This is a genomic window from Streptomyces sp. NPDC058371 (assembly GCF_042723265.1).
Lineage (GTDB): Bacteria > Actinomycetota > Actinomycetes > Streptomycetales > Streptomycetaceae > Streptomyces.
The window spans coordinates 37,932-49,964 of record NZ_JBHXJC010000024.1 but is presented as its reverse complement, the minus strand read 5'-3'; the positions used below and the strand labels follow the sequence as shown (position 1 = coordinate 49,964).

Annotated in this window: 9 protein-coding genes; 4 read left to right on the top strand and 5 right to left on the bottom strand. The window is 72.5% G+C overall.

Translation table 11 applies throughout. The features are described from left to right. The first annotated feature begins 25 nt into the window (after positions 1-25). Positions 26-502 carry a MarR family winged helix-turn-helix transcriptional regulator gene (locus tag ACFWM2_RS39090; protein WP_383290769.1) on the top strand — a complete coding sequence of 159 codons (477 nt, stop codon included), beginning with the start codon at positions 26-28 and terminating at the stop codon, positions 500-502. Positions 503-529: 27 nt separating this feature from the next. Here the strand turns inward: ACFWM2_RS39090 and ACFWM2_RS39085 are convergent, their stop codons facing one another. Then, positions 530-1,975 carry an ATP-binding protein gene (locus tag ACFWM2_RS39085; RefSeq protein WP_383290766.1) on the bottom strand — a complete coding sequence of 482 codons (1,446 nt, stop codon included), beginning with the start codon at positions 1,973-1,975 and terminating at the stop codon, positions 530-532. Continuing rightward, the gene (locus tag ACFWM2_RS39080; RefSeq protein WP_383290763.1) at positions 1,972-2,640 is read right to left on the bottom strand and encodes a response regulator transcription factor; all 669 of its coding nucleotides are present in this window, start codon (positions 2,638-2,640) and stop codon (positions 1,972-1,974) included. The genes ACFWM2_RS39085 and ACFWM2_RS39080 overlap by 4 nt, the downstream gene beginning before the upstream one ends. Before the next feature lie 124 nt (positions 2,641-2,764). Here ACFWM2_RS39080 and ACFWM2_RS39075 point away from each other — a divergent pair, with 124 nt between their 5' ends. Then, positions 2,765-3,466 carry a PepSY domain-containing protein gene (locus ACFWM2_RS39075; protein ID WP_383290760.1) on the top strand — a complete coding sequence of 234 codons (702 nt, stop codon included), beginning with the start codon at positions 2,765-2,767 and terminating at the stop codon, positions 3,464-3,466. 68 nt (positions 3,467-3,534) lie between these two features. Here ACFWM2_RS39075 and ACFWM2_RS39070 read toward each other — a convergent pair whose 3' ends face one another. The 3 genes from ACFWM2_RS39070 to ACFWM2_RS39060 all read right to left on the bottom strand — a co-directional run bounded on the left by ACFWM2_RS39070 (position 3,535) and on the right by ACFWM2_RS39060 (position 7,252). After that, positions 3,535-4,839 carry an MFS transporter gene (locus ACFWM2_RS39070; protein ID WP_383290757.1) on the bottom strand — a complete coding sequence of 435 codons (1,305 nt, stop codon included), beginning with the start codon at positions 4,837-4,839 and terminating at the stop codon, positions 3,535-3,537. A gap of 159 nt (positions 4,840-4,998) precedes the next feature. After that, positions 4,999-5,970 carry a methylmalonyl Co-A mutase-associated GTPase MeaB gene (gene meaB, locus ACFWM2_RS39065; RefSeq protein WP_383290755.1) on the bottom strand — a complete coding sequence of 324 codons (972 nt, stop codon included), beginning with the start codon at positions 5,968-5,970 and terminating at the stop codon, positions 4,999-5,001. A gap of 79 nt (positions 5,971-6,049) precedes the next feature. Next, entirely contained in the window at positions 6,050-7,252 is a 1,203-nt protein-coding gene (locus ACFWM2_RS39060) for an acetyl-CoA C-acetyltransferase (protein ID WP_383290752.1), read from the bottom strand. A 180-nt stretch (positions 7,253-7,432) separates the two neighbouring features. Here ACFWM2_RS39060 and mce point away from each other — a divergent pair, with 180 nt between their 5' ends. Both mce and scy read left to right on the top strand, forming a co-directional pair. Continuing rightward, positions 7,433-7,873, top strand: coding sequence for a methylmalonyl-CoA epimerase (gene mce, locus ACFWM2_RS39055; RefSeq protein WP_383290749.1), 441 nt, complete (start codon positions 7,433-7,435; stop codon positions 7,871-7,873). A 243-nt stretch (positions 7,874-8,116) separates the two neighbouring features. Further along, the gene (gene scy / locus ACFWM2_RS39050) at positions 8,117-11,965 is read left to right on the top strand and encodes a polarized growth protein Scy (RefSeq protein ID WP_383290746.1); all 3,849 of its coding nucleotides are present in this window, start codon (positions 8,117-8,119) and stop codon (positions 11,963-11,965) included. Positions 11,966-12,033: the final 68 nt, after the last annotated feature.

Sequence of the window (12,033 nt, the reverse complement as noted above, 5' to 3'; positions counted from 1 at the left end):
TCAACCTTTTAGGTAGACTTCATTCATGGAGACCGAGACGGCCACGCGCTGGCTGACCGATGCGGAGCAGTGCGCCTGGCGCACCCACCTGGAGGTCAACAGGCTGTTGACGTATCAGCTCGAAAAGGACCTTCAGCCGTTCGGACTGACAATGAACGACTACGAGATCCTGGTGAATCTCTCCGAGTCGGAGGACGTACGGATGCGGATGAGCGACCTCGCGTCCGCCACCCTCCAGTCCAAGAGCCGCCTCTCGCACCAGATCACCCGCATGGAGAACGCGAACCTGGTCCGCCGTGAGAACTGCGAGTCCGACCGGCGGGGACTGTACGCGGTGCTCACCGAGCACGGTCTCGACACGATGCAGAAGGTCGCCCCGCACCATGTGGCGTCCGTCCGCCGGCATTTCATCGATCTGCTCTCCCCGGAGGCGCTCAACGACCTCCACAAGTCACTGGCGCCGATCGCGCAGCATCTGCGGGGGCACCGGGGCCGCCCCTAGCGAGCGGCCCCGGGCTCTTCCGGCGGATCATGCGGTTCGGCCGCACTGTGGGACCGACCCGCATGATCCCTCGGACCGGCGCCAAGGGACCGGGAGCCTGAGTTCGAAGAGAGCGCCGCCTTCCGGCGCCTCGCGGACGGTGAGTGTGCCGCCGTGCCGCAGCGCGACATCGCGGGCGATGGCGAGGCCGAGTCCGGCCCCGCCGTCGTCCCGGCTGCGGGCGTCGTCCAGCCGCACGAACCGTTCGAAGATCCGCTCCCGCTCGGCCGGCGGTACGCCCGCTCCGTCGTCGGCGACGCCCAGCACCGCCCAGCCGTTCTCCGTGCGCAAGGTGACCGCGACCCGTTGTCGCGCATGCCGGCGCGCGTTGTCCAGCAGATTGGCCAGCACCCGCGCCAGCTGACCCCGGGACCCGGCCACCTCCACGGACTCGGCCGCCACCGTGACTCCGGCCCGCTGGGCCGTCTCCTCCCGGACGAGCGTGCCCAGATCGAAACGGGCCTCCCCGGGCCCCTCCCCCGCGTCCAGCCGTGCCAGCAGCAGCAGATCGGCGGCCAGCCGCTGCAGCCGTACGGTGTCCTCGACGGCTCCCCCGACATCCAGCAACTCAGGGTGCGCGGCGCCCACTTCGAGCTGGGTGCGCAGGGACGCGATGGGGCTGCGCAGCTCGTGCGAGGCGTCGGCGACGAACCGCCGCTGCCGTTCCACGGACGCCTCCAGCGCGGCCAGTGTCTCGTTGGTCGTCCGGGCCAGCCGGGCGACCTCGTCGTGCGTCTCCGGCACCGGCACCCGTCGCGCGAGATCCTGCGAGGCCGTGATCGCCGCCATCTCGCGTCGGATGCCCTCGACGGGCCGCAGCGCCCGCCGGGTGACCAGCCACGTCACCCCCGCCACCACCGCCAGCAGCAGCGGCAGGCCGATCAGCATCACGGTCAACGCGGTGCGTACGGCGCTCTGTTCGGCCGCCAGCGGCGCCCCCGCGTACACCGTGAGCGTGCCCTTGCCCGTGACGCTCACCTCCACGGCGGCGAACCGGTAGTCCGCCGTGTCCCCGTCGATCGTGGCGGACCCGTCGCCGAAGTCCACGTCCTCGCCGATCTCGCCGGGCCGGAGCGCGTCGTCGTCCCCGTCGTCGCCCCGGCCCGGCTGCGCGGCCTGCACCCGTACCGCGTCCGTGCCCGTCCCGCTGATCCGCTCCAGGTCCTCGGTCGCCGCGACCAGCCGCTTCGAACCGTCCACGATCTGGACCGGCCGGTCGTCGTCGTCCAGCGACAGCCGGTCGTAGCCGGCCCCACCGGACAACTCGGTGGCCACCGCGCGCGCGGCCCGCTCCGCCTGCGTACCCGCCTGTCCGCTCAGGTTGGACCACAGCGACAGCAGTACGGCGGTCCCGGCGGCGACCAGCGCGATGGTGACGACGACGGTCGCGCCGAGGGTGGCCCTGGCCCGTACGGACCCGAAGAGGCGTCTCATTCCGCTGCCGCCTCCAGCCGGTATCCGGCGCCGCGCACGGTACGGATCAGCGTGGCCCCGAGCTTGCGGCGCAGCGTGCTCACGTACACCTCGACGATGTTCGGATCCCCGTCGTACGCGAAGTCCCAGACGTGCTCCAGGATGTCGGCCTTGGAGACGACCTCCCCGGCCCGCACGACCAGCTGCTCCAGCACGGCGAACTCCTTTGCCGTGAGGGTGACTTCGTCCTCGGCGCGGAAGACGCGACGGGCGGCGGTGTCGACCTTCAGATCGCCCACGACCCGCACGGGCGAGCCCCCGGCCTGGCCGCGCCGCCGGAGCAGCGCCTTGACCCGCGCCACCAGCACCACGTACGAGAACGGCTTGGTCAGATAGTCGTCGGCGCCGGTGTCGAGCCCCTCGGCCTCGTCGTACTCGCCGTCCTTGGCGGTGAGCATCAGGATCGGCACGTCGTGGCCGGCGGCGCGCAGGGTGGCGCAGACGCGGTAGCCGTTCATGCCGGGCAGCATGATGTCGAGGATCACGAGGTCGTACACCCCCTCTCCGGCGCGGTGCAGCCCGTCGATCCCGTCGTGGACGACGTCCACGGCGAACCCCTCGGCCGTCAGGCCCTTGGCGAGCGACAGGGCCAGCCGCTTCTCGTCCTCCACGATCAACAGGCGCATGGGCTCAGGGTCCCAAACGAAACCTGAAGACGGCTTCAGGCGGCTTCAGGTCCGCTTCAGCGTCGCCCCGGCAGATTGGAACCCGTCGAACAACGTCGTAGCAGGAGAAACCGGGAGGAACCCCATGAAGCGCAACATCGTCATCGCCGGCGTCACGGCCGCTGCCCTGGTCGGCGGCAGCGCCGCGGCGGCCCTGGCGACCACCGTTGACAGCGGGACGCCGACGCGGCAGTCGAGCGGAACGGCGGCGAACAGCCCCGTCCAGAGCACTTCCGTGCGGGATGACGACGGTGCCCGTGACGACGACGGCACGCGGGACGACGACGCCGCGGCGGTGAAGTCCGCGAAGGTGAGTGCGGCCGACGCCATCACGGCCGCGCTGAACAGCAACCCGGGCACCGCGGTCTCCGCCGACCTGGACGACGACGACAAGGGCGCCGTGGCGTGGGAGGTCGACGTCCTCGGCAAGGGCGACACCTGGCACAGCGTCCGCGTCGACCCCGGCACGGGCAAGGTCCTCGGCTCCCACACCGAGCACGAGGACGACACCGCCCAGGTGCGGGCCGTGCTGAAGGGCACGTCCACGTCGGCGGCGGAGGCCGCGCGGGCGGCCGCCGCCCGGGGCACGGTCACCTCGATCGACCTTGACGAGGACGGCAGCACCCACGCCTGGGAGGCGGAGACCCGTTCGTCCGACGGCACGGAGCACGAGTGGCGGGTCGGCCTGAACAAGGCCGACGTCACCGCGGACCGGACGTCGGACGACAAGGGCTCGGACGACTCGCGTTCCGACGCCACGGTTTCGGACGACTCGGACGACGACTGACCCGGACGTCCGAACCCGGACAACTCGACGCGTCGGACGACTCGGACAACGACTGAACCCGGCGCACGTCAGCCGGCGGACCGCGCGGCCTCCTCGGCGGGAGTGCCGCGCTTCGCCGTGTCACGGTGGGTGCGATCGCACTGGTCGGTCCGGTCGTCCTGCACGGAGCCGCGTCGGGCGGCGCCCCGGGCCGGGGCGGCGGCTGCCAGCAGGGCGACCGCGCCCGCGGCCCCGAAGCACAGCGCGAGGGGCAGCCGTCCCACCAGCAGTCCCACGGCCGCCGCACCGCCCGCACTGCCCGCGTTCACCGCGGTGTTGACCCAGGCCCCGGCCTGGGTGCGGAAGCCGGGCGGCGCGGATTCGTCGGCGATCAGGTACGCCGTGGTCAGCGCCGGCGCGACGAAGAACCCGGCGCAGGCCACCGCCACCGTGAGGGTGAGCAGGCCCGGGGCGAGGCCGGCGGCGGTCAGGGCGAGGCCCAGACCGACGGACATCCAGGGGAGCCTGGTGCGCGCCGGGCCGCGCCAGTCGATCGCGCCGTTCAGGAGGCCGCCGAGCGCGCTGCCCGCGGACAGCGCGGCGAGGATCCAGGCCACGACGGCGTCGCCGTGGTGCCGCTCCTCGGCGAACGCCATCACCATCAGGTCGACGGCGCCCAGGGACAGGCCGACGCCCGCCGTCACGACGACGGGCTGCACGAGCGCGCGGCCGGCCCGCCCGCGCCCTTCGGCGCGCGCCCCCTTCACCCGGCCCCGCGCCGGCCGCACCCGGCCGGCCAACGGGGACGTCACGAAGGCCACGGCTCCCGTCCCCACGAGCAGGGCGCTCAGGGCGACCCCGGCCGCGGGCGGCGCGAACTGCATCACACCGCCGACGATCAACGGCCCGGAGACGAACAGCACCTCCTCCGCGACACCGTCGAGGCTGTACGCGCGCTGCAACAGCCGCCGGTCGTCGATGACTTCACCCCAGACGGCCCGCATGGTGGGGCCCAGCGGAGGTGTGCAGGCGCCCGCCGCGACGGCTACGCCGGCCACCGCCACGACGGGGGCGCCGGGCCGCCAGGTGACCGCGGCCAGCACGCCGAGCAGCCCCGCGTACACCGAGGCCATCGGGATCAGGGACCTGCGGGGACCGTACCGGTCGACGAGGGCCGCTCTCGCCGGCGACAGGAAGACGCTCATGGCGCCGAAGAGCGCCAGCACGGTGCCGGCCACGGCGTACGAGCCGGTCGCGCGGGAGACGGCCAGCATCACGGAGAGCGAGACCATGCCGTACGACAGACGGCCCACCAGGGCGGCGGAGAAGGTTCTGCGGGCATGGGGGATGCGAAGGAGCGCGGCATACGTGGGCCGCGAAGAAGACGCAGACATGCGAAAGTTCCTCGGTCGAGGCGGATGAGGGACGCCTGGTCGCCGCGACTGCCGCAGCCGTGTGCTGCGAGGCGGTCGCGGGTCCGGGCGGGCCCTATGCCAAGAGAAGGAACATGCCGTCAACGTAACAGCGCCCCGGTCGAGTTGACCAGGGGTCGACTAACGGGTGGCGCTCTCCGCCTCCGTGAGCCCCGCCACCAGCTCGTCCGCCGCACCGTAGGGGTCCAGCTGCCCGGACACGATCCGCTCCGCCAGCGCACTGAGCCGCCGGTCGCCGTGCAGGTCCCCGATCCGCTCCCGCAGTGCCGTGACCGCGATCGTCTCGACCTCCCGGGCGGCGCGCGCGAGCCGCCGCTCGGCCAGCACCCCCCGCTCCTCCATCCACGCCCGGTGCTTCTCCAGCGCCTCGACGACCTCGTCGATGCCCTCGCCCCGCGCAGCGACCGTCTTCACGATCGGCGGCCGCCAGTCCCCCGGCCCCCGGGACTCCCCGAGTCCGAGCATGTGGTTCAGCTCGCGGGCCGTCGCGTCGGCCCCGTCGCGGTCGGCCTTGTTCACGACGTACACGTCACCGATCTCCAGGATCCCGGCCTTCGCCGCCTGGATGCCGTCCCCCATGCCGGGGGCCAGCAGCACCACGGACGTGTCGGCCTGGGAGGCGATCTCGACCTCCGACTGCCCGACGCCCACGGTCTCGACGAGCACCACGTCGCAGCCGGCCGCGTCCAGCACCCGGATCGCCTGGGGAGCGGACCAGGCAAGACCGCCCAGGTGCCCGCGCGTCGCCATCGAGCGGATGTACACCCCGGGATCCGACGCGTGCTCGGACATCCGCACCCGGTCGCCGAGCAGCGCGCCCCCGGAGAACGGCGACGAGGGGTCCACCGCCAGCACTCCGACCCGCCTGCCCTGTCGCCGGTAGGCGGTCACCAGTGCGGACGTGGACGTCGACTTGCCGACACCGGGCGACCCGGTCAGTCCCACCACGTACGCGTTCCCGGCGAGCGGGGCGAGCGCCGCCATGACCTCACGAAGCTGTGGGGACGCCCCCTCCACCAGGGAGATCAGCCGGGCCACCGCCCGCGGCCGCCCTTCCCTGGCCTGGGCCACCAGCGAGGAGACGTCCTGCATCACAGCTCCGTTCAGAGTCGTACAGAGGTCGGACAGGGGTCGGGCAGAGCAGCCCGGACCGGTCGGAAGGGCCGGCCGCTCAGCCCTTGGATACCCGCACGATCAGCGCGTCACCCTGACCACCGCCACCGCACAGCGCGGCCGCACCCACGCCACCGCCCCGCCGCTTCAGCTCAAGGGCGAGGTGCAGCACGAGCCGCGCACCGGACATCCCGATCGGGTGACCCAGGGCAATGGCGCCGCCGTTGACGTTCACCTTTTCCGAGGACACCCCGAGGTCCTTCATTGACTGCACCGCGACGGCCGCGAACGCTTCGTTGATCTCGATCAGATCGAGGTCCGCGACCTCCAGCCCCTCCTTCTTCAAGGCGTGCTGGATCGCGTTGGAGGGCTGCGACTGCAGCGAGTTGTCCGGCCCGGCGACGTTCCCGTGGGCGCCGATCTCGGCGATCCACTCCAGCCCCAGCTCCAGCGCCTTCGCCTTGCTCATGACGACGACGGCGGCCGCACCGTCGGAGATCTGCGAGGAGGTACCCGCGGTGATCGTGCCGTCCTTCGTGAAGGCGGGCCGCAGCTTGCCCAGCGACTCGGCCGTCGTCTCACCGCGGATGCCCTCGTCCTGGCTGAACACCACGGCCTCACCGCGTCGCTGCGGAATCTCGACGGGCGTGATCTCGGCCTCGAAGATGCCGTTCTTCTGGGCGGCCGCCGCCCGCTGGTGCGACCGGGCCGCCACCTCGTCCTGCTCGGGGCGGGCGATGCCGAGGCGCCCGTTGTGCTTCTCCGTCGACTCGCCCATGGCGATGCCCTCGAAGGAGTCGGTCAGTCCGTCGTACGCCATCGCGTCGAGCATCTGGACCGCGCCGTACTTGTAGCCCTCGCGGGACTTCGGCAGCAGATGCGGCGCGTTGGTCATGGACTCCTGGCCGCCGGCGACGATCACCTCGAACTCGCCGGCGCGAATGAGCTGGTCCGCGAGCGCGATCGCGTCGAGGCCCGACAGACACACCTTGTTGATGGTGAGCGCCGGGACGCTCATCGGGATGCCCGCCTTGACCGCGGCCTGCCGCGCCGGGATCTGCCCCGTCCCGGCCTGCAGGACCTGGCCCATGATCACGTACTGCACCTGGTCGCCGCCGATCCCCGCGCGGTCGAGGGCGGCCTTGATCGCGAAGCCGCCGAGATCGGCTCCGGAGAAGGACTTCAGCGAGCCCAGCAACCGTCCCATGGGCGTACGGGCGCCCGCGACGATCACCGAGGTACTGCTGTTCGTTCCAGACATGAGGTGCGATCCCCTTCCAGCTTGCACAGCTGAGGAGTGAACGAGTTGGGGGGGGTCTGGGGGGATCCCCCCGGATGAGGGTGTACTTGAATGTACTGAGCGGTAGGCCAGCCGTCATCCGGCGGCGAGTGTGATCGCGCGCACGTTGCGTAACCACCTTCGGAGCGCTGCACTGACTCCATGCTGACGCGAATCGACCACATCGGGATCGCCTGTTTCGACCTCGACAAGACCGTCGAGTTCTACCGTGCGACGTACGGCTTCGAGGTCTTCCACTCCGAGGTCAACGAGGAGCAGGGCGTACGAGAGGCCATGCTCAAGATCAACGAGACGTCCGACGGCGGCGCCTCCTACCTCCAGCTCCTGGAACCCACCCGCGACGACTCCACGGTCGCGAAGTGGCTGGCCAAGAACGGCGAAGGAGTCCACCACATCGCCTTCGGCACCGCGGACGTGGACGCGGACGCCGCGGACATCAAGGACAAGGGCGTACGCGTCCTCTACGAGGAGCCCCGGATCGGCTCCATGGGCTCCCGGATCACCTTCCTTCATCCAAAGGATTGCCATGGAGTCCTGACAGAACTGGTCACTTCGGCGGCGGTTGAGTCACCTGAGCACTGACCGCCGTATATCTGGGCCGGTAGGGTTGGGAGCGGCCGTCGCCGTATTCGGGGACGGCCGGGCTCCCGTCGACTTCGCACGACGGGATCCGAGGGCCGGGGTTCCAGGTTTCGGGGGACGAGCGTCGGAGCAGCAGCGCGTGCTCCGCCGTTGATCTGACACCATTCCCCGGGGGCCCCGTTCGGCGGATGGACGGAGCTCGTTCGGAAAGACTTGCGACCAGGGGACGGATGGGACCGCGCAGTGCGGGGCTACGAACGCCAGGAGCGAGAGCCGGCGGCTGACGTCGACCACCTCTCTCGGTTCGAGGCCGAGATGGAGCGGCTGAAGACCGAGCGGGAGAAGGCCGTCCAGCACGCCGAGGACCTCGGCTATCAGGTCGAGGTGCTGCGCGCCAAGCTGCACGAGGCGCGGCGCAGTCTGGCGACCCGTCCCGCCTACGACGGCGGCGACATCGGGTACCAGGCCGAGCAGCTGCTCCGCAATGCCCAGATCCAGGCCGACCAGCTGCGCGCCGACGCCGAGCGCGAGATGAGCCAGGCCCGCGCGCAGACGCAGCGGATCCTCCAGGAGCACGCCGAGCAGGCCGCGCGCCTTCAGGCGGAGCTGCATCAGGAGGCAGTCACCCGCCGCCAGCAGCTCGACCAGGAGCTGTCCGAGCGCCGCCAGACCGTCGAGTCGCACGTCAACGAGAACGTGGCGTGGGCCGAGCAGCTGCGCGCCCGCACCGAGCAGCAGGCCCGCCGGCTCCTCGAGGAGTCGCGCACCGAGGCCGACCAGGCCCTCGCCGCCGCCCGCGCGGAGGCCGAGCGGATCGCCGCCGAGGCCCGCCAGCGGCTGACGAACGACGCCGAGGCGGCCCGCGCGGAGGCCGAGCAGCTGCTGCGCCGCGCCCGCACGGACGCCGAGCGACTGCTGAACGCCGCGTCCAGCCAGGCCCAGGAGGCCACCGACCACGCCGAGCAACTGCGCAGCTCCACGGCGACGGAGTCGGACAGCGCCCGCCGTCAGGCCACCGAGCTGAGCCGGGCCGCCGAGCAGCGGATGGCCGAGGCCGAAGCGGCACTGCGCGAGGCGCGGGCCGCGGCGGACAAGGTCGTCGCCGAGGCGAAGGAGGCCGCGACCAAGGCCCTGTCGAGTGCCGAGTCGGCGAACGAGCAGCGCACGCGGACCGCGAAGGAGCAGGTCGCCCGGCTGGTCAGCGAGGCCACCAAGGAGGCCGAGTCCACCAAGTCCGAGGCGGAGCAGCTCGTCGCGGAGGCCCAGGCCAAGGCCGAGAAGATCGTCGCGGAGGCCGAGGAGACCGCCCACAGCCTCACGGCCGAGGAGACCGCCTCCCAGCTCGCCAAGGCGGCCCGTACGGCCGAAGAAGTACTCGACAAGGCGTCCGAGGAGGCGAAGCGGACCACCAGGGCCGCCTCCGAGGAGGCCGAGCGGATCCGCACCGAGGCGGAGACCGAGGCGGACCGGCTGCGCGCCGAGGCGCACGACATCGCCGAGCAGCTCAAGGGCACGGCGAAGGACGACACCAAGGAGTACCGCGCCAAGACGGTCGAGCTGCAGGAGGAGGCGCGCCGGCTGCGCGGCGAGGCCGAGCAGTTGCGCGCCGACGCGGTCGCCGAGGGCGAGCGGATCCGCAGCGAGGCCCGGCGCGAGGCCGTGGGGCAGATCGAGGAGGCGGCGAAGACCGCCGAGGAGCTGCTCGCCAAGGCGAAGGCGGACGCGGACGAGCTGCGCACGGCGGCCACCACCGACAGCCAGCGGGTGCGCACCGAGGCCATCGAGCGCGCCACGACGCTGCGCCGGCAGGCCGAGGAGACGCTGGAGCGCACGCGCAAGGAGGCCGAGCGGCACCGCGCCGAGTCGGTCGAGCAGTCCGAGACGATCAAGGCCGAGGCCGAGCAGGCGGCGCAGGAGCTGCGCGAGGAGACCGAGCGTGGCGTCGTCGCCCGGCGCGCGGAGGCCGCCGAGGAGCTGACCCGGCTGCACACCGAGGCCGAGGAGCGTCTCGCCGCGGCCGAGCAGGGGCTGACCGACGCACGTGCGGAGGCCGAGCGGATCCGCCACGAGGCCGCCGAGGAGACGGACCGGCTGCGCTCCGAGGCCGCCGAGCGGATTCGTACGCTCCAGGCGCAGGCCGAGGCCGAGGCCGACCGGCTGCGCAACGAGGCGGCGGCGGACGCGTCGGCCTCGCGCGCCGAGGGCGAGAACATCGCCGTACGACTGCGTTCGGAGGCCGCGGCGGAGGCCGAGCGGCTGAAGACGGAGGCCCAGGAGTCGGCCGACCGTGTACGGGCCGAGGCGCAGGCCGCGGCCGAGCGGCTGGCGACCGAGGGTGCCGAGACGCTGGCCGCAGCCCAGGAGGAGGCCGTCAGGCGCCGCCGCGAGGCCGAGGAACTCCTCGGTTCGGCGCGCCAGGAGGCCGACCAGGAGCGCGAGCGGGCCCGCGAGCAGAGCGAGGAGCTGCTGGCTTCCGCTCGCAACCGGGTGGAGGAGGCCCAGGCCGAGGCCGTACGGCTGGTCGAGGAGGCCGACCGGCGCGCGACCGAGATGGTCACGAACGCCGAGCAGACCGCGCAGCAGGTGCGCGACTCCGTGGCCGGGCTGCACGAGCAGGCGCAGGAGGAGATCGCCGGCCTGCGCTCGGCAGCCGAGCATGTCGCGGACCGTACGCGGACCGAGGCGCAGCAGGAGGCGGACCGGGTCCGGGCCGACGCGTACGCCGAGCGGGAGCGCGCCTCCGAGGACGCGGCGCGTCTGCGGCGGGAGGCGTCCGAGGAGACCGAGGCCGCCAAGTCCCTTGCGGAGCGCACCGTTTCGGAGGCGATCGCCGAGTCCGAGCGGTTGCGTTCGGACGCCGCCGAGCACGCCCAGCGGGTCCGCACCGAGGCGTCCGACACCATCGCCAACGCCGAGCAGGACGCTTCGCGCACCCGGGCGGAGGCCCGTGAGGACGCGAACCGGATCCGTTCGGACGCGGCCACGCAGGCGGACACCCTCATCACCGAGGCGACCGCCGAGGCGGAGCGGCTGGCGACGGAGACGAACGCGGAGGCCGAGCGGGTCCGTGCGGAATCCGTGGCCAAGGCCGAGCGGCTGATCTCGGACGCGACCGGGGACGCCGAGCGACTGCGTGCCGAGGCCGCCGAGACGGTCGGCTCCGCGCAGCAGCACGCCGAGCACATCCGCAGCGAGTCCGGGCGCGTCCGGGCCGAGGCGGCCGCGGAGGCCGAGCGGCTCACGTCGGCCGCCCGCGAAGAGGCGGACCGCACGCTGGACGAGGCGCGCCAGGAGGCCAACAAGCGGCGTTCCGAGGCGGCCGAGCAGGTCGACACGCTCATTTCGGAGACGGCGTCGGAGGCCGACAAGCTGCTCTCCGAGGCGCAGCAGACCGCGCAGAAGACCACGGCGGACGCCGAGGCACAGGCCGACGCGATGGTCGGCGCCGCGCGGAACGAGGCCGAGCGGCTGGTCTCGGAGGCGACCGTCGACGGGAACTCCCGGGTGGAGCGGGCCCGTACGGACGCGGACGAGCTGCTGGTCGGCGCGCGCCGGGACGCGACCGCGATAAGGGAGCGCGCGGAGGAGCTGCGCGACCGCATCACCTCGGAGATCGAGGAACTGCACGAGCGGGCCCGCCGCGAGTCGGCCGAGGCGATGAGGACGGCGGGCGAGCGCTGCGACGCGCTGGTGAAGGCCGCCGAGGAGCAGGTCGCCGAGGCCGAGGCGAAGGCCAAGGACCTGGTCGCGGAGGCCAACTCCGAGGCGAGCAAGGTGCGGATCGCCGCCGTACGGAAGGCCGAGGGGCTCCTCAAGGAGGCCGAGCAGAAGAAGAACTCGCTCGTCGCCGAGGCCGAGAAGATCAAGGCGGACGCCGAGCAGGAGGCGCGGCGCACGGTCGACGAGGGCAAGCGTGAGCTGGACGTCCTGGTGCGCCGGCGCGAGGACATCAATGCCGAGATCTCCCGTGTCCAGGACGTCCTGGAGGCGTTGGAGTCCTTTGAGGCCCCGTCGGGTACCAAGGACGGCGGGGTCAAGGCGGGAGCCGCAGCCGGCGCAACTCGTTCGGGTGGCAAGCCGTCAGAGGGGTAGCCACCAGCACCGATTCCGTGCTTGGCAAGACCTGTGACGGAGCCGCTGGCAAGCCCTCCGACGGTTAG